Source organism: Bradyrhizobium sp. USDA3516, from assembly GCF_057651995.1.
This window is the reverse complement of record NZ_JBYGYN010000008.1, coordinates 167508-190916: the sequence shown is the minus strand read 5'-3', so window position 1 is coordinate 190916 and position 23409 is coordinate 167508. Positions and strand designations below refer to the sequence as shown.

Genomic DNA, 23409 nt, shown 5'->3' with positions numbered 1-23409 from the left:
CTCAGCGCGCCGCCTTGGGCGGGCTCACGGTGACCACGGGATTGCTGGTGCCGACCAGGCGGCTGTTCATCTTGCTGCGCATTTCCTCTGCGATCACGTGCGCATCGACGCCGTCCTTGATGACGGTCGGGCGGATGAAGAGGATCAGCTCGGTGCGGGCGCGCGTGTTGCTCTGGTGCGAGAACGCATCGCCCACGCCCGGAATGGAATCGAGGATCGGAATGCCCTGACGCTGCTTGTTCTCGGTCTCGCTGATCAGGCCGGCGAGCAGCACGGTCTGGCCGCTCGTCACCGCGATCGAGCTCTTGACCCGGCGCTGCGAGATCGTCGGCGTCAACGATCCCGTGCTGCCGGCGGCCACGCTCGAGATCTCCTGCTCGATGTCGAGCACGACGTTGCCGTTGGCATTGGCGCGCGGCAGCACGCGCAGGATGATGCCGGTGTTCTTGTAGTCGATGGTGTTGACGACGGTGTTGTTCGCGGTCAGCACGGTCGCCGTGCCGGTCGAGAACGGCACCTGGTCGCCGACCTGCAAGGTCGCGGGCTGGTTGTCCAGCACCACCAGCGACGGGTTCGACAGCACCTTGACGGTGGTGACGTTGTGGAGCGCGTCCAGCACCACGCGCGGAGAGTTTTCCGCACCGATCAGAAAGTTGAAGCCGGGCAGCGCACGGCCAAGCAGCGCACCGGCGGCGGCGTTGACCGCGCTGGTCTGCTGCTCGATGTTGCTGCCGACCGCGGCACTGTTGCTGACGCCGCCGATGACGTTGGAGACCGAACCGTGCTTGCTGGCGATGAAGAACTGGACGCCGTAGTTCAACGCGTCGTTCAGCGTGACCTCGGCGATCGTGGCCTCGATCGCGATCTGGCGCTGCGGCCGGTCGATCTGCCGGATGGTCTGCTCGACAATGCGCTGCGATTCCGCGTTGGCGTAGACCAGCACCGCGTTGTTGCTGACGTCGGCCGTGATCCGCACGTTCTGCAGGATCGCATTGTTGACGGGCTTTGCGCCGGTGCCGAGCAGCGAGCCGGAGCCGTTGTCCTGCCCGGGCGCGCCCGATGCGGCAGGGGCGGGACGCGCGGCCAGCGAGGAGCCGGGAGCGCCGGTGACCGGGGTCGCGGCACCCGCGGCAGCGGTCGGGAGCGCGCTGAGCGATGCGATCGGATTGGTCCCGGATGAGGACGTCGCGATGCCCGAGCCGGGTGAGATCTGGCCGGCGGAATTGTCGAGCGAGGACGTGCTGGAGGCGCCCTGGCTGAACAGGATCTCGTTCAGCAGCGCTACCACCGCTTTCGAATTGCCGTAGCGCAGCGGATAGGATTTCAGGTTCACGCCGTCGGTGTCGGAGCGGTCGAGCCGCGCGATCCACGTCTGCGCGCGCTTGAGGTATTCCGGCTTCTGGCTGACGACGAGAATCGAGTTGAGACGGCCGATCGGCTGGAATTTGATCACGCTCTGGCTCAGTCCGCCTTCGCCGGAATCCATGATCTTCTCGATCTCGGCGATGAGCGGCTCCGGCGTGGAGTTCCGCACCGGGAAGACGCCGACAGACTGCCCGCGCATCCAATCGGCGTCGAAGGAGAGAATGGTGTCCACCGCGGTCGCCCGCTCGGTGCCGCTGCCGCTGACGATCAGCGTGTTGCGGGCGGTGTCGGGACGCATCGTCTGCGCCTTGACGCCGAAGGCATCGAGCAGCTTGAAGATGTTTTGGGCCGAGACGTAGCGCAGGGGCACCACCGTGATGCCCTGGCCGGCTGCGGCGTTCATCGAGCGGTCGATGCCGCCGGGGCCGGCTTCCGGTGCCGGCAGCAGGCGATAGCCGGTGCGGTCACGGACCAGCGCGACACCGGACATGCGCAGCGCGTTCTCCAGCACGTAGATCGCGTCCGCCTTGGGCACGGGGCGCACCGAGGCCAGCGTCACGGTTCCCTGCACGCGCGGGTCGATCGTGTATCCGACGTTGAGCACGTCACCAAGGATGACCTTTGCCACGGTGGCGACGGGTGCATTCTCGAAATTGAGGTCGTAGCCGCTGCCGCCCCCATCGTCGCGTTCGGCCAGCCCGCCGCCTTGCGGCGCTGCACCATCGCTGAGGTAGATCGCCGGTTTCGACGATTTCGCCTGGGCAATGCCACTTGCACCTGAATCCGCAGGCTGCCGCGGCTGCAGATCGAGGGAGCGGACCTTGTCGGCAATGTCCTGCGCGCGCGGATCCTTCGGATCGGCTTCGATCGACTGGTCGGCAGTGACGATGCAGGCGCCAAGCAGCAGCGCCGACGACAGCAGGATGAGCGTTCCAGGCAACGCTGAGCGAAGGCGCAAGAGCGGTTGAACCACCTCGGTCAAAATACGCCTGCTAACACTGGAAGTGAATGGACGTCGCATCCGATCCCCCTTGGTTCGGACGCGCAATAATTTGCGCCACGATTATGTTTTTGCTAAGCAATAAGTCAAGGGCAAAGGGCCTGCTGCGTCCCGTCGAAGTTGTTGCATTCGGGTAACAAGGTCAACGCTGTGAATGCGATGCGCGACCGCTCTGCAGATAGCTTCCGAAAGCATCTTCTGGACAAATATTCATTGCCGCCACGGGCGCATGTCCATCTCGACAAGTCGGGCAATCCCGCGCTCACGCGGCCCTTGCGTGAATTGTGGGAGGCCACAGACTTATCGGCGGCCGAATTCGCAGACGAGGTCTCCGATCATTTCGGTCTGCCGCGGCTGAGCCTTCCGCAACTGCTTGCGGCGACGCCCCGCCTCGACGGCTTCTCGCGCCGCTTCCTGCGCGAGTCCACCATCTTTCCCTTCAGTGCGCCGAACGACGTCCTTCGGCTGGCTGTCGCCGATCCCTCCGACAGGGCGGCCATTCGCGCCGCCGAAATCGTGTTCGGAGCCTCCGTCGACGTCGTCGTGGCCTCCTACGAGGATATCACGACGGTGCTGGATCAGCGCGACGATGCCGATGAGGCAAACGCCGATCGGGGCGGCAGGAGCGTCGCGCAGCAGTCCGACGACGACATCGAGAGCTTGCGCGATCTCGCCAGTGGCGCTCCGGTGGTGCGTGCACTGAACGATCTCCTGGAGCGCGCCGTGGACCTGCGCGCCAGCGACATCCACGTCGAGCCGTTCCGTGCCGGACTTGCCGTGCGCATGCGCGTCGACGGCCTGCTGCGCGCGCTGCCGTCGCCTCACGGCATTCCGCCGCAGGCGCTGATCTCGCGCATCAAGATTCTCGCCAGCCTCAACATCGCGGAACGGCGCCTGCCGCAGGACGGTGCGGCGCGCGTGCGGGTCGGGCGCAGCGAGATCGATGTTCGCGTCGCGACCATGCCGACCCAGCACGGCGAGAGCGCCGTCATCCGCTTGCTGCCGCGCGACCGCGGCCTTCTGGAGATGAGCAAGCTTGGCCTCGCCGCGCGCGACGAGAGCGTGATGACGCGCCTCTTGGCAATGCCGCACGGCATGATCGTCGTGACCGGCCCGACCGGCAGCGGCAAGACCACGACGCTCGCCACCATGTTGTCGATCCTGAACGAGCCGACGCGAAAGATCCTCACCATCGAGGATCCCGTCGAATACGAGATCCCCGGCATCAACCAGTCCCAGGTCAAGCCGTCGATCGGGCTGACCTTCGCTTCCGCCATGCGTGCCTTCGTGCGCCAGGACCCCGACGTCATCATGGTCGGCGAGGTCCGCGACGCCGAGACCGCCCATATCGCGATCCATGCCGCGCTCACCGGCCACCTCGTCTTGACGACGCTGCATACCGAAACCGCGGCCGCCGCCGTACCGCGCCTGATCGATCTCGGCATCGAGGGCTTCCTGCTGAAGTCGACGCTGCGTGCCGTGGTGGCGCAGCGCCTGGTCCGCGTGCTCTGCGACCGCTGCAAGGTGCCGCATGCGTTGACCGAGGCCGATCTCGCCAAGGACCCGCGCCTTGCGGTGATCGGCTTCAGATGCGACGAAGTCGTGCACGAGGCCGGCGGCTGCGAGCGCTGCGGCGGCACCGGCTATCGCGGCCGCAACGGCGTGTTCGAGATCCTCGAAATGTCCGACGAGGTGCGCGCGCTGGTCGGGCCGCAAACGGACTCCCATTCGATCGACGCCGCCGCCATGCGCGGCGGCATGACGACGATGCTGGAGGATGCGGTCGCCAAATGCCGGGCCGGACTCACCACCGTGCCCGAGGTCTTCCGCGTCACGACGGTGCGCTGACGCATGCCGAATTACCGCTACCGCGCGCTCAACGCCAACGGCGAACTGGTCTCCGGGGCCATCGCTGCGCCGGGACCGGGCGACGTCGCACAGCGGATCGAGCGGCTGGGCCTCGTGCTGGTCGACAACGTCACGCCGGAAGAGGGCGGCTCGGCGGGCCGTGTGTTCAGCCTCTTCAACCGGCCGAAGCCAGAAGACGTCACCATCTTCACCCGCGACCTTGCGCTCTTGCTGCGCGCCGGCGCCCGCATCAATGACGGATTGGAGCTGCTTGCGGCCGATCCCGACTTCGGCCGGTTGCGTCCGGTCGTCGCCGACATCCGCTCGCGCGTCGTGTCGGGCGAGAGCTTTGCCGAAGCGCTGGCGCGGCACGAAGGGCTGTTTCCGCCGATGTATGTCGCGCTGGTGCGGGTCGGCGAGGCCTCGGGATCCCTCGACCAGGTGCTGGAGGTGCTGGCCGCGGAGCGTACGCGCAGCGAGGCGCTGAGACAGCGGCTGTCGGACGCGATCCGCTATCCCCTGTTCGTGCTGGGCGCGGCGGGATGCGTGTTGCTGTTCTTTCTCACCTTCGTGCTGCCGCAGTTCGCCTCCGTGTTGCAGGATTTCGGCGCCAAGATCGATCCGGTCGTCGGCGCCTTCCTCAACGTCTCGACGTTCCTGCGCGGCAATTCCGATGCGGTGCTGGCGGGGCTTGCGACGATCATCGCAGCAGTGTGGCTCTCGCTGCGGCAGGAGCGCGTTCGTCGCAGCATCGCCAATGCGATCACTCGGCTGCCGGCAATCCGCAATGTGATGAGCGCCTACCGCACGGCGCTGTTCTGCCGCAATCTCGGCCTGCTGCTCGGCAGCGGCGTCAATCTCACCATCACGCTGCGCATCCTCGTCGACATGATGGCGACGACCGGCGCGTCCACAGTCTGGAGCGATGCCGCCGACCGCGTCCGCCACGGCTCGAAGCTGTCCGATGCGCTCGCCGAAACCGAGGCGCTGCCGGCGATGGCCGTGCGCATGCTCCGGCTCGGCGACGAGACCGGGCAGTTGCCGATGCTGTCGGGGCGCATCGCCGAATTCTACGAGGCCAAATTGCAGCGCACGCTGGACCGCGCCGTCGGCATTGCGGGTCCAGCGGCGATCATTGCGATATCGCTGGTCGTCGGCGGCCTGATCACCTCGGTGATGACGGCGCTGATGTCGGTGAGCCAGATTGTCGGATAGCACGGAACGGGAGAGGCTTGCAGTGACCAAACATCCATGCGCAAGGCGCGGCAGGTGGCGCGCGCGGCCAGGGGAGGCGGGCTTCACCCTGGTGGAGATGCTGGTCGTCATCACGATCATCGGCATGATCATGGCGCTGGTCGGCCCGCGCGTGCTGAACTACCTCAGCGAGTCCAAGGCGAAGGCGGCGAAGATTCAGATCGAGAGCTTTTCCAGCGCGCTCGATCTCTACTTCATCGATCTCGGCCGATACCCGACATCGAACGAAGGGCTATCCGCGTTGACCCGCAGCAGCAACCAGCCGGGCTGGAACGGTCCTTATTTGCGCGGCGGCGTGGTGCCGAACGACCCCTGGGGCCACCTCTACGTCTATCGCTCGCCGGGCGCGAGCGCGCCTTACGAGATCATCTCGCTGGGATCGGACGGTCAGGAAGGCGGCAGTGGAACGGCGGCCGACATTGTCAGCGGCGCGCGCTGACCGCCTCGTCGAGGCGCGCGGCTTCGCGCTGATCGAGATCCTGTGCGTGCTCGCGATCATCGGTCTGCTCGCGGCGATCATCCTGCCGGCGATCCCGCGCTCGACGACGCGCGCCAGGCTCGAGAGCTACGCGGTCGAGACCGCGGCGCTGCTCAAGGCCGACCGCAACGCGGCGCTGCGCCGGAAAACCAGGGTGGCGACGCAGGTCGATGCGGAGGCGCGCGCGATCCGCTCCGGCGTCACCGGGCGGACCATCCGCCTGCCGGCCGACGTCGTGGTGCAGGCGATGCTGGCCGCGCGCTGTGCCGACCGCACGGCCGGCAGGTCCATCGATTTCTTTCCGTCGGGCATGTCGTGCGGCGGCGTGATCGCCCTGGCGCGGCCCGGCATGGGATACGAGGTACGGGTCAATTGGCTGACCGGAGGCGTCGAGATTGTCACGCAGAGGCTCTGATGCGGCCGGCTTTACCCTGATCGAGGCGCTGATTGCGCTCGCGATCATCGCGGTCGTGCTCGGCACGATCGGCTCCGTCATCGCTGCGACGGCGAAGGGGACGCGCTCGATCGACCAGCAGCTGGCGCTTGCGGGCACGGCCGAGAGGCTGCTTGCGGATTTGCCGGCGCGCGCTCTGCTGAAGCCCGGCCGACGGAGCGGCGAGCTGGCCGGCAGCCGGTGGCGGATCGATGTTGCGCCGATGCGCGTGGCCGGCGGCGACCCCGCCACCGATCGCTTCGTGCCGCTGGCCGTCAACCTGCGCCTGCAGCGCGGCGACGGCGCTGCGATCCAGGTCACGACGGTGAAGCTGGTGCCGAGGACCTCGCAGTGAAGAGTCTGGCAATGAAACGGCTGCGCCGCGCACTGGCCGACGAGGCGGGCTTCACGCTGCTCGAAGTGCTTCTGGCGACGCTGCTGATGACCGTCATCCTGGCGGCGCTCGCGACGGTGACGGCGCAATGGCTGCCGAACTGGAACCGCGGCATCGCCCGCGTGCAGCGGGCTGAGCGGCTCGCAACCGGGCTCGACCGCATCGTCGCCGACCTCTCGGTGGCCGAGCAGATCACCGTCAACAGCGACGCCAGGGCGCCGCTGTTCGACGGCGCCGAATTGTCGGTGACCTTCCTGCGCACGGCGCTCGGCCCGAACGCGCGTCCCGGGCTCGAATTCGTCCGTCTGATCGAAAAGGCCGACGCGCAGGGTCTCGCGCTGGTGCGGGAGCGCGCGCCGTTCCAACCGATGCCGACGGACGGGCAGATCCGCTTCGTCGATCAGGTCGTGCTGATCAGGGCACCGTTCCGCGTCAGCTTTTCCTATGCCGGACCCGATGGTCAGTATCAGCCGACCTGGCGTGGCCAGACCCAACTGCCGGATCGCATTCGCATCACGGTGCGGGACAGTGCGAGCGGGCAAGTGCTCGCGGTCTCGGGCGCGGCGGTCCCGCACATCACGGCGCCGGCCGAATGCGCGCGCGCCAAGAATCCGGCGACTTGCGTGACGGCGCGGACCCGGCCGCAACAGGCGGAGAAAGAGGAGCGGCAGCTGTGAACGCGGCGCGACGCGACCAGGCGGGGCTTCGTGACGGCCGCGGCTTCATCGTCGTCGCGGTGCTGTGGATGCTGGCGGCGCTGGCGGCGCTCGCGCTGACCTACCTGACCTATGTCACCAACACGGCGGTCACGGTCGCCGTCAATACCGACAGGCTGCAGGCCGACGCGCTGGTGAACGCCGGACTCGAGCTGGCGGCCTACCGGCTGACGGCGCAGGACGAGGCGGTGCGCCCGACCAGCGGCACCTTCAATGCCCGCGTCGGCGCTGGCCGGGTGAGCGTGACGTTCCGCTCGGAGGCCGCGCGCGTCGATCTCAACATGGCGCCGAAATCGCTGCTGGCGGGGCTGATGACCGCGCTCGGCGTCTCCGCCGCGGACGCACCCGCCTATGCCGACCGAATTCTCGCCTGGCGCTCGTCGGCGGAGCCCGGCCAGGACCATCCGGAGGATTCCTACTACCGCACGATCGGCGCGCCCTATCTGCCGCGCCACGCGCCGTTTCCGCACAGCGAGGAGCTCTGGCTGGTGCGCGGCATTCCGGGCGCCGTCGTGGAGCGCGTGCTGCCCTTCGTCACCGTGTTCAGCAACATGCGGACCGTGAACGTGCTCGATGCCGCGCCGCAGGTGGTCGCCGCGCTGCCGGACATGACACCCGAGAGGCTGCAACGGGTCCTGCGCGACCGCGCCGACCCCAATGTCGATCCGCGCACCCTGGTCGGGCTCGCCGGCGGCGCCAACGCGACGGCCGAGGGCTCGAGGGCATACCGCCTGACGGTCACGGTCGAGCTGCCGTCGCAGCGTCGGAGCTCGGCCGATATCGTCATTCTGCTTCTCGACGGCGGCGATGAGCCGTATCGTGTATTGTCGTGGCACAATGCCGTCGACGGCTCCGCCGGAAAGCCTCTGTGAGATGAGCTCGCTCGATCCCCTTCGCGCCGTTCTCGATGCCTGGACCGGCACCGTGGCCGGCACGATCGTGGCCGCCCTGGAGCGGGTCGTGGCGCCGCGCGCGGTGAGGCTGGTCGAGACCGACACGGGCGCGTTCACGCTTGAGGCGGCGAGGTCGGAGAACCTTCCGAAGGAGATCGCGTTCGAGAATGGTAGGTTCGCGAGCGCCGACCTCGCGCAGATCGTGCGCGCCAGCCGCGTCGAGATCGTATTGCGGCCGTCGCGCTTCCTGTCTCGCCCCCTGGAGCTGCCGGCACGCGCGGCGGATTTCCTCGACGGCATCGTGCGGGCGCAGATCGACCGGCTGACGCCGTGGAGCGCGAGCGAGGCCGTATTCGGTTGCAGTGCTCCGGTGACGCATGGCAGCGACGGCATCACCACGGAAATCGTCGCGGCGCCGCGCAAGCTGGCGATGAGCTATGTCGATGCGGTGTCGCCCTTCCATCCCTCGGCGGTTGCGATCGCGACGGAGGGGGCGGCGGGCTCGCGCATCAAGGTGTTCGAGCAGAGGTCGCGCGGCGCGGTAGACCCGGTCCGGCTAAGCCGGGTGCTGCAAGCGGTGCTGGCCCTCGCCGCCGTCGCCGCGGTGATCGGATCGGTCGCAGCGAACTATTTGGCCGACAGCCTCGGGGCGCAGGAGAGGGAGCTCGAACGGCAGATCGCCCAGCGCCGGGCCGCGCTCCGCGGCAGCGACAGCGGCGAGCGCTCGCCGCTCGCGCTGCTCGAGCGCCGCAAATACGAGACGCCGGCGAGCGTGATCGTGCTGGAATCGCTGAGCCGGGTGTTGCCGGATCATACCTATGTCACGGAGCTGCGTCTTTCGGGCAACAAGCTCCAGATCGGCGGTTTCACCCGCGATGCCCCCTCGCTGATCCCCTTGATCGAGCAGTCCCAGCATTTCACCCGTGCCACCTTCTACGCTCCGACCACGCGCAGTTCGTCCGATCCCGGCGAGCGCTTCCATATCGAGGCGCAGATCGAGCCGAGGAACGTGCCATGAGCAGCGCAAAGGCCAGCGGCGGCAATGCGGTTGCGCGGGCGCTTGCCGGCTCGCCGCTGATCGCGGTCACGCTGTATGCGGCGGTTGCGGGCGGGCTGCTGCTGACGACGGGGCTGTCGATCGCCGAGATCATCGCCCATCGCCAGGCCATGGCGCAGACCTCCGACCTGCTCGACCAGTTTCGCGGCCGCAAGGGCGGCGGCAAGAATGCCACGGCCGCGATCGCCGAACGCCCCGGCACGCCGTTCCTTGAAGGCCCGACGGTGACGGTCGCGGGCGCCAATCTGTTGCAACGGGTTGCCGCGGCGGTCGGCGATGTCGGCGGCTCGGTGCAGTCCTCGCAAGTCGACTTGACGGGCGCGCAAGCCAAGGACGGCTTCGTCGGTCTCGTCGTGAGTTGCGAGCTGGAACAATCCGCGCTGCAAAAGCTGCTCTACGATCTCGAGGCCGGCATGCCGTTCCTGTTCGTCGATCAGCTCGATGTCCAGGTGCCGCAGACCACGTCGCTGAACGAGGCCAGCGCCGGCCGCGTCAGGGTGATCCTGGGCGTCTCCGGGCAGTGGCAGGCGGTGAAGTAGCTCCCAGATCCGGTGCTCACCAAGAGTACTTGAAGACGCCCTTGCCGGCATAGCTGCTGACATTGCCGGAGAATTCGCCGTCGAATGTACCGGCGATCGAGAACCCGCTCAGCCATTTCATCTCGGCGCTGCCGCTCACGAGCGCGGAGTCGGCGTCAACCCTGGCGCCGTTGACCACGAAGCTGGTGCCCGGCAGGGTCTGGAACAGCGCGGTGACGGCACGGCTCGGATTGTAGCCGTGCGCCCAGGCGGCGCGGCCGCGCAGCGTCAGCACGCCGTTCTCCATGGCGTAGGACTTGTCGGTGCGCAGGCCGAGCTCTGAACGGGTGTCGGTGAGCGATTGGGCGGTGTAGTTCAGCGCGAACAAGCCGCCGCCGTTGAGGCTCGTTTCGGAATAATTCGGCAGTTTGAAATTCGTCACCTGCGCCGCCGCGTAAGGCGTGATGCCCATCAGCGGCGTTGCGAACCGATAGCCGCCTTCGAAGCGGGCCGAGAAGGTGTCCGCCTTGAAGCGGCCCTGGAGTTGGTCGGTGCCGGCGAGCGCCACCGTGCGGTTGGTGGTGACGTCGTGCCAGCCATAGGCGAGGGCGGCCGAGACGTACGCCGGACCGAAATTGTGCCGGCCATAGGCGCCGGCCTGGAACAGGTCGGCCGAGCCCGAGCCCATCGTATTGGCGAGCGAATAATTCAACCCGCCGCCGCCGAGCGCGAAGCCGACCAGCGTGTCCATGGACACGCGGTAATCGGCGCCGGCTGCACCGCCCCAGACCCGTGCGGTGAGGTCCTGCGAGCCAACCTGCGCGTTGCCGCCGACCTCGGCAGAGCCGCCATAGCCGGCCGACCAGACGCTCCAGCGGCTGCTCGGCTGCGAAGAGAGCAGTGGCGCCTTGGTCGCCATCGCATATGCCTCGCGTTCGCGCGCGGAGGCCGGCCGCATCCTGGCATAGGCGGCCGCATCGTCGCTCTCTGCGAAGCGCGCGACGCTGCCCGCCTTGGCGAAGCCACCGTTCCGGCCCGCGATGGTCGGGTCGAGCATCAGGTTCAGGAACTGGCCGTCGGCGTTGATCGCGGACTGGATGATGCCGGTGCCGAGCTCGCCGGAGGCGGTGGTCAGTCCCGCCGGCGTCAGCGCGGCAAAGGCCGCGGGAATGCTGCCGGTGCTGTTGAAGAAATTGGTCAGCGTGTTCGCGACGTTCTGCTGGTTGACGTTCAGCCCGCCGGCTGGCGCGAAATTGACATTGACGTTGAGGAACACGTTGCTGGTGTCGTAGCTCAGCGTCGCGCTCAGTGTCGGCATGTTGGAGACGACGGTCGGATTGAACGTGGTGCCGACCAGGCTGCCGGCCGCGGTCAGGATCGTGTACTGCTTCTTGACCGTGCCCGAGGCGAAGTTTGCGCGCACCGTCGCGCCGCCGAGGTCGGTGGCGCCCGTGACCTGGGTGAGGCTGGCGTTGGTCGAGGAGACCTGCACCAGATAGGTCGAGGCGGCGGTGAAGGTCAGCGATCCCGTTACCGTCATCGGGCCGAACGGGTTCGCCGTGCTCCCGGGCGCCAGCGTGCCACCATTGACCGCGACGCCCGCGATCGTGCCGCTGCCGGCGAGCGTGCCGCCGGTATTGACGGTCGTCGGGCTGTTCAGAAGAGAGCCGTCCACCACCAGCGTGCCGCCGTTCACATTGGTGGCGCCCGTATAGGTATTCGAGCCGGTCAGCGTCTGCGTGCCACCTGTCAGCGTGAGTCCGCCGCCGGCGGCGCCATCGTCGATGACGCCGGCGAAGGTGCCGTTGCCGCTCGTGATCGTCAGCGTATTGGCGCCGAGATTGACATTGCCGGACCCCGACAACGACTTGATTGAGGTGCCCGCGTTGAGGCCCGTGATGTCGAACGTGCCGTTGACCACAGCGCCGCTCGAGGTCGCGATGCTGCCGTCGGTGCCCCCGGAGTTGACGAGGTCCAGCTCGCCGAGGGCCTGGATCGTGGTCGCTCCGGTATAGGTGTTGACGCCTCCGAGCGCTTGAACGGCGCCAGCGGCGATGACGACGCTGCCGCCCGTGCCGCCGCCGATGCCGCCGTCCTGGATCACGCCGCCGAAGGTGCTGCCGGACGTGATCGTCAGCGTCTTGGAGCCCAGCGCGACGATGCCGCTGCCGCCGGGGGAGCCCAGACCGCGAACCGACGTGCCGGAGGTGGTCTGCGAGATGTCGAGCGTGGCGTTCGGCGCGCTGAACGAGACGAATGCCGAACTCGCGATCGAGCCGGCCCCCTTCAGCGCCAAGGTGCCGCCGGCATCGATTTGGGTGGCGTTCGAATAAGTGTTCACGCCGGAGAGCGTCTGCGTGCCGCTGAAAACCTCGAGTCCGCCGGTGCCCTGGATCACGCCCGCAAATTCGGTCGAGGCATTGGTCATCACCAGCCCGTTGCCGCCCAAATTGACGACGCCGGAAGAGCTGCCGGCAAGCGTCGCGATGGCGTTGAACGGGACTGAAGAAGCCGAGATGTCGAACGTCGCATCCGCGGTGACGACGCTGGATGACGAGATGCTGCCGAAGCCGGAGATCGCGAGCGTTCCGGCCGAGATCGTCGTCGCACCGCCATAGGTGTTGGTGCCGGTCAGCGTCAGCGTGCCGGTGCCGACCTTTGTCAGCCCGCCGCCGGCGCCGGAAATCACGCCGTCGACCTGGGTCGAGGTGTTGAGGCTGCCGGTGGTGAGCGTGTTGGCCCCGAGGGCGTAATTGCCCGCGCCTTCGATCGATCCGGCCGTCATGCCGCCGCTGGTCAGGCCGGAGATGTCGACCGTGCCGCCGGCATTGGTGACGAACTTCGCGTTGCCGCCGGTCGAGGCGCCACTGAAATTGGTCGTTGCGAGGTTGTTGGTGGTGATGGTGGCGCTGCCGGCGGTGGCGGAGCCGTCGAAATTCACCGTTCCGTCATTGATGATGGACGAGGTCGCCGCGGTGGTCGTGTTGTAGAAATTCAACGACGCGCCGGCTGCGTTGTTGATCGTGGCGGTCCCGGCCGAGGCGCTGATGAAGAAGTCGATCTGGCCGTTGACGTTGTTGGTGATCTGCGCGCTGCCGGCAGAGCTGGAATCCTCGAAGGTGACGAAGCTGTTGTTGACCAGGCTTGCCGTTCCCGCCGTGCTGTCCTGGATGAAGTTGACGTTGCCGCCGACATCGTTCGTGATGATCACGGCACCGGCGCCGCCGCTCGCGGTGCTGCTGTTCTGGAAGACGAGGTTGTTGCCGGAGGTGACCTGGAAGTTCTGGGTATTGACGGTATCGTTGTTGATGATGCCCGTGCCGTTGACGATGAAGGGATTGCCGATCGTGACCGAGTAGGCTTGCGAGATGGTCGTGAACGCGACCGTGCCGATGCTGACGACGCCGTTGTTGTTGTCGACCGCCGTGCTTCCGGTGTTGGTGAAGGTCGCGGTGCCGTCCGGCACGCTCGGATTGGACGACCAGTTGGCGGGATCTGTCCAATCGCTGCTGCCGCCGACCCACGTGCCGTCTACGGCGTGAGCGGCGACGACGCCGAGCGCCGTGGTGGCGAGGAGCGTGCCCAGGGAGTGGCGCATCAGGGATCGCAGTCCCCGTCCGATCCGCCCTCCTGCCATCGTTGGTCCACCCATCTGATCGTATCGAATCCGCAAAGAAATCAGTGCAAGCATGCAACCGGGGCGCGTGGCGACGCGCCTGTGCCATGATCCCACAGCGTTGCAGCGGCCGGCAATGAACAGGCGTCCATTTGCCCCGGGTTCCAGCACACCTCGCTCTGTATTTCTGGCGATCGTGGCGGTCGAGCAACATCTTCACGCATTGCAACCCGCCGAGACGGGGCCGGGCCCATTGAGTTCGGCGAGCGGGTGTGGGTTGATGACGCACCGGATCGGAACTAGTTTGGCGCGGACACCTCGCCGTCCGAGGCGCGGCCGGCGGTCGCAGAGGAATATCAATGTCCGGGTGGCTTGGGCCGACAGGATTGGCTGTCTTGTGCGTGGTTCTGGGCACCGCGGGGACCATTGCGGCGACCTCTTCACGCGTCGACGTCCTGTCCGATGAGGCCGTAGGCAGCCCTGCCGAAAGTGTCGATGTCGGGACGATCCGGCCGATCGCGCCCCCTGCGCAACGGGCGCCGGCCAAGCCCGTTCCGCGCGGCAACCCGTTGTGGTCGGTGCCGCTCTCGGCGCTGACCGCGACCCAGGAACGCCCGATCTTCTCGGCCATGCGCCGGCCGCCGCCGCGCGCGGTTGCCGCAACGCCGGGCGAAGAGGTCTATGCGCCACCACCCAAGCCGGTCGAGGCACCGCCGCCTTTGTTGCTGGTCGGCGCCGTCGTCGGTGAGGGCGATGCCATTGCTATCCTGATCGACCGCACCGATCAGAAGGTCGTGCGGCTGCGGCAGGGCGAATCGCTCGGCGGCTGGTCGCTGATCTCGGTGCAGCCGCGCGAAGTGACGTTCAAGCAGGGCGAACGCAGCGAGGTGCTGGCGCTGCAGCGGCTGGACGCAGCCGGTCCCGCCGGCCCGCCTGCGGATGCCGGGGGCAAGCCGACCATGCCCGGTCCGGCCGACCCGTCGTTCGCGCCATTCGTGCCGCGTTCGACGCCGAAGAACGGCGAGTCGGACGGGCTCTGAGTGTGCCCGGCGGTGCGCGCTGATTGCCGAAGCACGCCGCGGAGGCTGAACGCTGCGAGCGGGATCAGGCGATTTCGAGCGAGTGCTTGAAGTAGGCGATCGTCTCCTTCAGCCCGTCTTCGAGCGCAACCTTCGGCTCCCAGTTCAGCACCGCCTTCGCCTTGGTGAGGTCGGGCTGGCGCTGACGCGGGTCGTCCTGCGGCAGCGGCTTGAATTCGAGCTTGGAGCGCGAGCCGGTGAGCTTGATGACCTTCTCGGCGAGCTCGCGGATCGTGAACTCGGAATTGTTGCCGAGATTGATCGGCCCGGTGACGTCTTCCGCGGTCACCATCAACCGCATGATGGCCTCGACGAGGTCGTCGACGTAGCAGAACGAGCGGGTCTGGCCGCCGTCGCCGAACACGGTGATCGGCTCGCCCTTCAGCGCCTGGACGATGAAGGACGACACCACGCGGCCGTCATTCGGCTGCATCCGCGGGCCGTAGGTGTTGAAGATGCGCGCGACCTTGATCGGCAGGCCGTGCTGGCGCCAATAGTCGAAGAACAGCGTCTCGGCGCAGCGCTTGCCCTCGTCGTAGCAGGAACGGATGCCGATCGGGTTGACGTTGCCCCAATAATCCTCGGTCTGCGGATGGATCAGCGGATCGCCATAGACCTCGCTGGTCGACGCCTGGAAGATGCGCGCCTTGAGCCGCTTGGCGAGCCCCAGCATGTTGATGGCGCCGTGCACCGAGGTCTTGGTGGTCTGCACGGGATCGCGCTGGTAGTGGATCGGTGAGGCCGGACAGGCCAGGTTGAAGATGGCGTCGACCTCGATGTAGAGCGGGAAGGTGACGTCGTGCCGGACCGCCTCGAACAGCGGATTTGCGATCAGATGGGCGATGTTGCGTCGGCTGCCGGTGAAATAATTGTCCGCGGACACCACCTCGGCGCCGGTATCCAGCAGCCGCTCGCAGAGGTGCGAACCGATGAATCCGGCGCCCCCGGTCACGAGAATGCGGCTGTTCCTGTAGTTTTCAAACGGCATGATCGGTTCCAGCGCGTGTGTCGGGAGAGGGCTCGTCCGGGTGCGGCCAGCAGAGTGGTATCGGCTACGGGCGGAAAGGCCAATAGCTTTGGTTAAGGTAATAAAATACCTATAAACTGGGCAGCTGTGTGGACGAAGATTTTCCAGCTCGCGCCACTTCGTATAGAAGCCGTCTGAAATGCGCGGGAGGCGCACCCCGTCCGGAGCAGGTGAATGAAAGTCGTAATTCTAGCGGGGGGCCTTGGTACCCGAATCGCAGAGGAGACCAGCACCCGGCCGAAGCCGATGGTGGAAATCGGCGGGCGCCCGATTCTCTGGCACATCATGAAGATCTACAGCCACCACGGCTTCAACGACTTCGTGATCTGCCTCGGCTACAAGGGCTACATGATCAAGGAGTATTTCGCGAATTACTTCCTGCACATGTCCGACGTGACGTTTCATCTGGCCGAGAACCGGATGGACGTGCACCGCGAAACCGCCGAACCATGGCGAGTCACCCTGGTGGATACCGGCGAGGACACCCAGACCGGCGGCCGGCTGAAGCGTGTGCTTCCTTACGTCAAAGACGAACCTTTCTTCGCGCTGACCTATGGCGATGGCGTCGCCGACATCGACTTGGCGGCCGAGGTCGCCTTCCACAAGGCGCACGGGCGCCGCGCTACAGTGTCGGTGGTGCGCCCGGCCAAGCGCTTCGGCGCGGTCGCTATCGAGGGCGACCGGGTCGTCAATTTCGAGGAGAAGCCGAATGACGACGGCGGCTGGATCAATGGGGGCTTTTTCCTGCTGTCGCCGTCGGTCGGCGAGCTGATCGCCGGCGACAAGACGATCTGGGAGCGCGAGCCGATGGAGCACCTCGCGCGCGGCGACGATCTGCGCGCCTATGTGCATCCGGGCTTCTGGCATCCGATGGATTCGCTGCGCGATCGCAATTTTCTCGAGGGTGAGTGGGTGAGCAACCGTGCCAAGTGGAGGATCTGGTGACGGATCGGGCATTCTGGCGCGGCAAGAAGGTCTTTCTAACCGGCCATACCGGCTTCAAGGGCGCTTGGGCCTCGCTGCTGCTACGCCGTCTCGGAGCTGACGTCTACGGCTATGCGCTGCCGCCAACAAATCAGTCCGCGCTGTTCGTCAAGGCGCGCATCGCCGAAGACATCAAGTACCGCTTCGCCGATATTCGCGATCTGCCGACCTTGCGCACTGCGATGGCGGAGGCCGAGCCCGACATCGTCATCCACATGGCGGCGCAAGCGCTGGTGCGGCCCTCTTACGAGGAGCCGGTCGAGACCTTTGCGACCAACGTGATGGGCACGGTGCATGTGCTGGAGGCGGCACGGCACCTGCGATCGGTGCAGGTGATCCTGAACGTCACCAGCGACAAGTGCTATGAGAACAACGGCATGGGCGCCGCCTTCGGCGAGGGTGATCGGCTCGGCGGCGACGATCCCTACAGCAACAGCAAGGCCTGCGCCGAGCTCGTCACGCATTCCTATCGTCACAGCTTCTTCAACGAGAGAGGCGCGGCGCGCGTTGCGACCGCGCGCGCCGGCAACGTGTTTGGTGGCGGCGACTGGGGGCGCGATCGCCTGGTGCCCGATGCGATGCAGGCGTTCCTGGCAGGCGAGGCGCTCCGCATCCGCAATCCCAATTCGGTTCGACCCTGGCAGCACGCGCTCGATCCCGTGCTTGGCTATCTCTTGCTGGTCGAGCGCCTGGCGAGCGACGAACGTTTCGTCGGCGGCTGGAATTTTGGGCCGGATACCGCAAGCGAGGTGCCGGTCGGGACGGTAGTCGATCATCTGATCGCGCTATGGGGCGACGGCGCGCGGTGGACGGCGGACGCCGGCCCGCATCCGAGCGAAGCCGCCTATCTCAGGCTGGACTGCGCGAAGGCAAGGAGCGAGCTTGGCTGGAAGCCGCGGCTTGATCTGACAGAGGGCCTTCGTCTCACCGTCGACTGGTACAAGGCGCTGCGCCAAGGGCGCGACCTGCGCAGCTTCTCACTCGAGCAGCTCGATCAGGTCGTTGGCAGCGTGTGAGCCTGATCAGCGCGGCAGATCGAGCATCCCGGCGATGCGGTCCTGGGCCGACATCGCGTGCGTCAGATGCGCGCCCGACAAGACCGCCAGATAGGATTTGAGCAGGACGACGAGCACGAGAATGGCGCGCTCGACGTCATGAGACAGGCCGGTTCGGCCGAAGGCGGCCGTTTGCAGGAACGGCCGGTTCTCCATGAACGTGAGCCAATAGAGATAGTCGTAACCGGCAATCCCGCGGAACGCGTCTTCCCAATCGATTGCGCGCGGTGTGGTCCCCTGGAGCATGATGTTCCTGGGGCCGAAATCGCCGTGACAAAGCGCTTCGGGGAGGTGCGGAAGACGATCTCCGAGCAGCACGATCAGTCGGCGCACCTCCGCTGCGCTGGTCCGCTCCAGCAGACCGCGGTCCGACAGCGTTTTCAGGGCCTGTTCGGCAGATGCAAGATATTGCTCGAACGAGGCAAGGTGATCCGGCCGCCAGTCCTTGAGCCGCACTCCGAACGCGTCCGCCATCGCTGCGGCATCAGCGGGCGGCATCGGGGCGGGCAGTGGTACGAGCAGGGGCATCATCAGGCAGAGCCGCGTCGCCCCATCCGCGAGCGGGATTTCGCAGCGGTCGAGCACGACCGTGCTGCCGTAGAGCTGCTGGAGGATGTCGGCTTCCTTGGCGAGGTTGGCGCGCGCCTTCGCGTCGGGGAGATGGGTCTTCAGAAAGCGCCTCTCGCCAGAGACATGCGCTTCATAGCAGGCGCCGAGCGTGCCGCCGTGCGCCAGCGTGACGGCGGCGTCATGGTCGAGGGACTGCAGATACCCCCGGAGCGCGGGCAGCAGGCGCACCCGATCGGCGGCAATGTCGGGGCGGTCCTCGGTTTCGAAGAACGCGATCTTACTCAGCACGATAGAGCGAGCTCAGATAGTCGATCCGATCGTAGCCGAAATGACGGGCGAGCGCCGCGGTGCCCTGCGCGATCTGCTTGCGCTCCTCGTCCGAGAGCTCGTCGATGACGGCCCGGTTGTAGTCCTTGGTGCTCTTGAGCACGGTACCCCAGGGCGCGATGGAGTCCTTGATCTCGACGCCGTTCCAGCTCGGGTAGAGCATGGTGTCGGCAAAAGGCACGCCGATGAAGTTGGCAGCCTCGGTCATGAATTTGCGCTTGTCCTCGACGAGATCCTCGTAGCGGAAGATGCGCACGTTGTTCGGATACATCCTGGCGAACATCTCGACAGTGGAGTGATAGATGTTCCAGGTGATCAGGTATTTCGTTAGCGGCTGCGGGAACGGGCGGCGCTTGGTGTCGCGATAGGCCGAGAACGGATTACGCACGACATGCAAGATGCGGATGTCGGGGAAATCGCGCACCATGCGGTCTGCGTCGATGCCGATGGCGGGTGAGTAGCCGACATGAACCATGCCCGGGCGCGGCCTGGTGTAGTAGTTCTCCCAGGCCGCGAAGGTCGCCCGGAAGAAGGCCTCGATCACCTGGCGGCGGAAGATTGGCGGCTGGCCGACGATCCGGGCGAACTCGGCGACGCGCCTCTTCTCGTCCATCACGCAGTCCGCATCGCGGAACTTGGAGCCGTTGCGCTTGCGCAGGAAGGTCTTCAGTTCCTCGTCGATCATCTGCTCGTAGAGTTCGATCGCCGTGAGCCCTTCCGGGAATTCGGGATAGCGATACTGGACACGCTCGACCGAAGCCAGGAAGTCGTTGAAGTTCCGGTTTCCGAGCTGCGACTCGAAGGGGTAGACGAGCAGGTCGGGATGGCCGTCGAAGTGGCGATGGGTGACGTTCCCGCCGTGCTCGAAGCCTGCGGAAACCATTGCCAGCCTGAAATCGCTCATGCATCTACCCCTATGTCGACGAACCTCGATCCTAGCCCCCGTTTAGCTGTGTGGGCCGGATAATCAAGTTCGGATCGGTCCATGGGCTTGGGGCGAGGCTCCCAACCCGGGCGTGCTTACGCAACCCCGACATTGACGGGCCCCGGTCGCTGATCTACGCCGGGGGCGCATGCGTATTTTCGTGACCGGCGCGAGCGGTTTTCTCGGCTCCTATCTCGTTGCGGACCTCGTGGCGCGAGGCCACGAGGTGGCCGTCCTGCTGCGGCCGGCAGGCGTCGCTTGGCGCCTCAGGGAGGTGCATGAGCGCCTGCACGTGATTCCCGGCGTTCTGGAACATCTGGACGGGCTGCGCGGGGCGCTGACGGACTTCGCCCCGGAGGCGGTCGTGCACATGGCCTGGCGCGGCGTCGCAGGTAGGGAGCGCAACAGCCCGGTTCAGGCCGTCAATGTGGCCGACACGGTGGGCCTCGTCGAACTCGCAGCCGAGGCGGGCGCCAGGATTTTCGTGGGGGCCGGCTCGCAGGCGGAATATGGGCCCTACGACCGTGCTATCCGGGAGGACGACGCGCCGCGGCCAACGACGTTATACGGCATGGCCAAGCTCGCGGCCGGATCGATGGCGGTGCGCCTGTGCGAGCAGCGCGGGTTGCGCGCAGCCTGGCTCAGGATCTTCTCGACTTACGGCCCGAAGGACGCCGACCACTGGCTGATCCCGAGCATGATCCGGAACTTGCGCTCCGGACAGCACATGGCTCTGACGGCTTGTGAGCAGCGCTGGGGATTTCTGCACGCGCGCGACGCTGGCAGCGCTTTCCGCCTGGCGATCACGCATGATGCGGCGAGCGGCATCTTCAATGTCGGCAGTGCGGACGCACCGCCGCTGCGCGAGACCGTGACGCGACTGCGCGATCTGATTGACCCGGGCGCTGCTCTCGGCTTCGGCGAGTTGGCGTATCGGCCCGATCAGGTTATGGTCCTGGCTGCGGACGTTTCGCGCATGCTCGCCTTGGGTTGGAAGCCCGAAGTGCCGTTGGATCAGGGATTACGCGAGACGGTAGCTTGGCATGACGCGACCAAATCTTCCTGAACCGAAAGAATTCGCGCGACGGATTCGAGCGCACGCCTTGCGCATGGTGCATGCCGCGAAGGCATCGCACATCGGAGGCTGTCTCTCCATGGCGGACGTCTTGGCGGTGCTCTATACCCGGATCCTGCGCATCGATCCCGCCGAGCCGCAAAGTCCAAGCCGCGATCGCTTCGTGCTCAGCAAGGGGCACGCCACGGCGATCATGTACGCAACGCTCGCCGAGTGCGGCTTCTTCTCCCCGGCCGAACTCGACACCTATTGCCGCGATGGTTCGATCTTCACAGGACACGTCAGCCATGCCGTCCCCGGCGTCGAGGTCTCGACCGGCTCGCTCGGCCACGGCCTGCCGATTGCAATCGGGATGGCGCTCGCAGCGCGCGCGGCGAAGACCGGCAGCCGCGTGTTCTGCCTGCTCAGCGACGGCGAATGTGACGAGGGCTCGAACTGGGAGGGCATCCTGTTCGCGCCCCATCACAAGCTCGACAATCTCTGCGTCATCGTCGACTTCAACAAGATCCAGAGCTTTGGCTCGGTTGCCGAGGTGTTGAACCTCGATCCGTTTGCTGAGAAATGGAAGGCGTTCGGCTGGCAGGTCGAGGAGATCGACGGTCACGATCTCTCTGCGCTCGAGCGTGTGCTGGGCGGCGTGCCGGCAGCGTCGGGCCGGCCGACCGTCGTGATCGCCCACACCGTGAAGGGCAAGGGCGTGAGCTTCATGGAGAACAAGCTCGAATGGCACTACCGCTCGCCTTCGGATGAGCTGCTGGCCCAGGCGCTGGCCGAGGTCGGCGCATGAGGACGACCTTCATCGAAAGCCTGTCGCAGGCCGCGAGCGAAAATCCCGACATCTGGCTGCTTTGCGGCGATCTCGGCTACTCCGTGCTGGAACCGTTCGCGGCGAAGTTTCCCGATCGTTATCTCAATGTCGGTGTTGCCGAACAGAACATGGCGGGGATCGCCGCCGGCATCGCGCTGTCGGGCAAGACGGTCTTCATCTATTCGATAGGCAACTTCCCGACCTTGCGCTGCCTCGAGCAACTGCGCAACGACGTCTGCTATCACGGCGCCGACGTCAAGGTCGTGGCGGTTGGCGCCGGCTATGCCTATGGCAGCCAAGGCTACACCCACCACGCGCTCGAGGATGCAGGAATCATGTCGATGCTGCCCGGCATCGAGGTGTTCGTGCCCTGCGATCCCATGGAGGTGTGCGCCGCGACTCGTCTGATCGCAGCAAGCGGCAAACCATCCTACTTGCGGCTCAGCCGGGCAGGGGAGCCGAATCTCGGCGCTGTTGTAACCGACCTGCGCAAGCCGCGTGTGCTGCGCGCGGGGCGGGAGATCATCATTCTCGCGTCCGGACCGATCGCCTCGCGCGCGCTGGAGGCCGCCGGCGAGCTTGCCGCACGCGGCAGGGACGTCGGTGTGGTCAGCGTCTCCTGCCTGAAGCCACTGGACGAGACTGCGATCCGCGACGCCGTGCGCGATGCTTCGCTCATCGCGACCCTCGAAGAGCACATTCTGCGGGGCGGCTTATTCAGCTTGGTGGCGGGCATGTTTGCGGGCGACACGCAGCGACCGCCGGTTGCGGGCATCGGCATTCCCGAGCAGGGCGGCAAAGTGTCGAGCGCAGGTTCGCGTGAGGCGCTGCTCGATGCCGCGGGCCTCTCGGTTCCGGCGATCGTCGCGCGGATCGAGCAATCACTGGCAAGGCGCTGACCCGGCCAGCGCGTCAGGGCCGGACGGCGGCGGATCGAAATTGACGCGCTCGCGTTCGAACACCACGGGCTTGTCGCGCACCTGCCCGTATATCGCCAGGACATATTCGCCGATCATGCCCATGAAGAACAGCTGGACGCCGCCGAAGAAGAACATGGCGACGATCAGCGTGATGATGCCAGGCTCGGCGAGCTGCCGGTACAGGATCAGGCCGACCACGAAATTGACGATCGCATAGCCGATGCTCAGAGCCGAGATCAGGAAGCCTGCGAGCAGGCCGAAGCGGACCGGCGCGGTCGTAAAGGATACCAGGCCGTTGAGACCTTGGTCGATCAGCGCACTGGCGCGGTTCTTGGAAAATCCCTTCTTTCGCTGGCGCCAGGTGTAGGGGACGCCGACGGCGCGGCCGCCGCATTCGAACGTCATCATCCGCATGAACGGATAGGTGTCACGAACGTGCCGCATGGCTTCGACCACGCGTCGGTCGACCAGCTGGAAGTCGCCGACGCCGGGGGGGACGTTCACCTCCGAGAAGCGGGTCAGCAGGCGGTAATAAGCGTTGCGGATGCCGCGCATCAGCCGCCCTTCCTCGCGCACGGCGCGGATGCCATAGACGATCTCGTAGCCGGCCTCCCACAATTTGACGAATTCGGGCAGCAATTCGGGCGGATCCTGAAGATCCGCCGGCATGAACAGAAGAACCGCATCCCCCCGCGAGGCCATCACGCCGTTGTAGGTGTTGCGCAGCGGCCCGAAATTGCGTGCGTTGACGATGATCTTCACCGCAGGATCCTGTGCAGCGATCTCGCGCAGGATTTCCACGGTGCGGTCGTCGGAGGCGTTGTCGCAGAAGATGTGCTCGCGCCGATACCCCGGGAGCTCGCTGTCGAAGATCTTCCGGATCGCCTCGTAACAATCCCGGACGTTAAGCTCTTCATTGTAGCAGGGAGTGATGACGCTGATTGTTTTCACGTTCGCATCTCTGGAGCAGGGGGCAAGTGGTCAGCGCGGTGTATCGGCAGCATAGACAGCGGACTCGTGGTATCTGGCGATGCAATCGTTAGGCAACCCGTCGGCGTTGGCCGTCA

21 protein-coding genes are annotated in these 23409 nt (G+C 66.3%); 15 read left to right on the top strand and 6 right to left on the bottom strand.

The window, feature by feature from the left end; all coding sequences use genetic code 11:
- Position 1: 1 nt before the first annotated feature.
- On the bottom strand, positions 2-2386 hold the full coding sequence (gene gspD, locus AC24YW_RS24565; protein WP_487485130.1) for a type II secretion system secretin GspD: 2385 nt from the start codon (positions 2384-2386) through the stop codon (positions 2-4).
- A gap of 138 nt (positions 2387-2524) precedes the next feature.
- On the opposite strand from gspD, the gene AC24YW_RS24560 reads away from it, so the two are divergent.
- Genes AC24YW_RS24560 through gspM form a run of 9 tightly spaced genes read left to right on the top strand, consistent with a single transcriptional unit; the run spans position 2525 to position 9977 of the window.
- Positions 2525-4213, top strand: a complete 1689-nt coding sequence (locus tag AC24YW_RS24560) for a GspE/PulE family protein (protein ID WP_487485129.1) — start codon at positions 2525-2527, stop codon at positions 4211-4213.
- Between the two features lie 3 nt (positions 4214-4216).
- Positions 4217-5428, top strand: a complete 1212-nt coding sequence (locus tag AC24YW_RS24555; RefSeq protein WP_487485128.1) for a type II secretion system F family protein — start codon at positions 4217-4219, stop codon at positions 5426-5428.
- A gap of 22 nt (positions 5429-5450) precedes the next feature.
- A complete protein-coding gene (gene gspG, locus AC24YW_RS24550) occupies positions 5451-5906 on the top strand; it encodes a type II secretion system major pseudopilin GspG (protein WP_487485127.1) in 456 nt (151 codons plus the stop codon).
- Positions 5869-6360, top strand: a complete 492-nt coding sequence (locus AC24YW_RS24545; protein WP_487485126.1) for a prepilin-type N-terminal cleavage/methylation domain-containing protein — start codon at positions 5869-5871, stop codon at positions 6358-6360. The genes gspG and AC24YW_RS24545 overlap by 38 nt, the downstream gene beginning before the upstream one ends.
- A complete protein-coding gene (locus AC24YW_RS24540) occupies positions 6341-6733 on the top strand; it encodes a PulJ/GspJ family protein (RefSeq protein WP_487485125.1) in 393 nt (130 codons plus the stop codon). Before AC24YW_RS24545 ends, AC24YW_RS24540 begins: the two co-directional genes overlap by 20 nt.
- A gap of 11 nt (positions 6734-6744) precedes the next feature.
- Positions 6745-7449 (top strand): hypothetical protein, encoded by a 705-nt coding sequence (locus AC24YW_RS24535; RefSeq protein WP_487485124.1) that lies wholly within the window; start codon positions 6745-6747, stop codon positions 7447-7449.
- A complete protein-coding gene (locus AC24YW_RS24530) occupies positions 7446-8360 on the top strand; it encodes a type II secretion system minor pseudopilin (protein ID WP_487485123.1) in 915 nt (304 codons plus the stop codon). The genes AC24YW_RS24535 and AC24YW_RS24530 overlap by 4 nt, the downstream gene beginning before the upstream one ends.
- Before the next feature lies 1 nt (position 8361).
- Positions 8362-9399, top strand: a complete 1038-nt coding sequence (locus tag AC24YW_RS24525; protein ID WP_487485122.1) for a PilN domain-containing protein — start codon at positions 8362-8364, stop codon at positions 9397-9399.
- On the top strand, positions 9396-9977 hold the full coding sequence (gene gspM / locus AC24YW_RS24520) for a type II secretion system protein GspM (protein WP_487485121.1): 582 nt from the start codon (positions 9396-9398) through the stop codon (positions 9975-9977). The genes AC24YW_RS24525 and gspM overlap by 4 nt, the downstream gene beginning before the upstream one ends.
- 16 nt (positions 9978-9993) lie before the next feature.
- Here the strand turns inward: gspM and AC24YW_RS24515 are convergent, their stop codons facing one another.
- On the bottom strand, positions 9994-13593 hold the full coding sequence (locus AC24YW_RS24515) for an autotransporter outer membrane beta-barrel domain-containing protein (protein ID WP_487485120.1): 3600 nt from the start codon (positions 13591-13593) through the stop codon (positions 9994-9996).
- A 380-nt stretch (positions 13594-13973) separates the two neighbouring features.
- Between AC24YW_RS24515 and AC24YW_RS24510 the strand changes: the two genes are divergently transcribed.
- Positions 13974-14612, top strand: a complete 639-nt coding sequence (locus AC24YW_RS24510) for a hypothetical protein (RefSeq protein ID WP_487485343.1) — start codon at positions 13974-13976, stop codon at positions 14610-14612.
- Between the two features lie 64 nt (positions 14613-14676).
- Here the strand turns inward: AC24YW_RS24510 and AC24YW_RS24505 are convergent, their stop codons facing one another.
- Positions 14677-15639 (bottom strand): UDP-glucuronic acid decarboxylase family protein, encoded by a 963-nt coding sequence (locus AC24YW_RS24505; protein ID WP_487485119.1) that lies wholly within the window; start codon positions 15637-15639, stop codon positions 14677-14679.
- A gap of 213 nt (positions 15640-15852) precedes the next feature.
- Here AC24YW_RS24505 and rfbF point away from each other — a divergent pair, with 213 nt between their 5' ends.
- Both rfbF and rfbG read left to right on the top strand, forming a co-directional pair.
- The gene (rfbF, locus tag AC24YW_RS24500; RefSeq protein ID WP_487485118.1) at positions 15853-16623 is read left to right on the top strand and encodes a glucose-1-phosphate cytidylyltransferase; all 771 of its coding nucleotides are present in this window, start codon (positions 15853-15855) and stop codon (positions 16621-16623) included.
- Positions 16620-17678, top strand: coding sequence for a CDP-glucose 4,6-dehydratase (gene rfbG / locus AC24YW_RS24495; protein ID WP_487485117.1), 1059 nt, complete (start codon positions 16620-16622; stop codon positions 17676-17678). Before rfbF ends, rfbG begins: the two co-directional genes overlap by 4 nt.
- A gap of 6 nt (positions 17679-17684) precedes the next feature.
- Here rfbG and AC24YW_RS24490 read toward each other — a convergent pair whose 3' ends face one another.
- Both AC24YW_RS24490 and AC24YW_RS24485 read right to left on the bottom strand, forming a co-directional pair.
- Positions 17685-18575 carry a phosphotransferase gene (locus AC24YW_RS24490; RefSeq protein WP_487485116.1) on the bottom strand — a complete coding sequence of 297 codons (891 nt, stop codon included), beginning with the start codon at positions 18573-18575 and terminating at the stop codon, positions 17685-17687.
- The gene (locus tag AC24YW_RS24485; protein ID WP_487485115.1) at positions 18565-19518 is read right to left on the bottom strand and encodes a sulfotransferase family protein; all 954 of its coding nucleotides are present in this window, start codon (positions 19516-19518) and stop codon (positions 18565-18567) included. The genes AC24YW_RS24490 and AC24YW_RS24485 overlap by 11 nt, the downstream gene beginning before the upstream one ends.
- A gap of 169 nt (positions 19519-19687) precedes the next feature.
- Here AC24YW_RS24485 and AC24YW_RS24480 point away from each other — a divergent pair, with 169 nt between their 5' ends.
- From AC24YW_RS24480 to AC24YW_RS24470, 3 genes are read left to right on the top strand one after another with little or no spacing between them, the layout of a single operon-like run.
- Entirely contained in the window at positions 19688-20605 is a 918-nt protein-coding gene (locus AC24YW_RS24480; RefSeq protein ID WP_487485114.1) for an NAD-dependent epimerase/dehydratase family protein, read from the top strand.
- Positions 20583-21401 (top strand): transketolase, encoded by an 819-nt coding sequence (locus AC24YW_RS24475; protein ID WP_487485113.1) that lies wholly within the window; start codon positions 20583-20585, stop codon positions 21399-21401. The genes AC24YW_RS24480 and AC24YW_RS24475 overlap by 23 nt, the downstream gene beginning before the upstream one ends.
- Entirely contained in the window at positions 21398-22321 is a 924-nt protein-coding gene (locus tag AC24YW_RS24470; RefSeq protein ID WP_487485112.1) for a transketolase family protein, read from the top strand. The genes AC24YW_RS24475 and AC24YW_RS24470 overlap by 4 nt, the downstream gene beginning before the upstream one ends.
- Here the strand turns inward: AC24YW_RS24470 and AC24YW_RS24465 are convergent.
- Positions 22304-23293 (bottom strand): glycosyltransferase family 2 protein, encoded by a 990-nt coding sequence (locus AC24YW_RS24465; RefSeq protein WP_487485111.1) that lies wholly within the window; start codon positions 23291-23293, stop codon positions 22304-22306. The two genes, AC24YW_RS24470 and AC24YW_RS24465, sit on opposite strands and share 18 nt — an antisense overlap.
- Positions 23294-23409 lie beyond the last annotated feature (116 nt).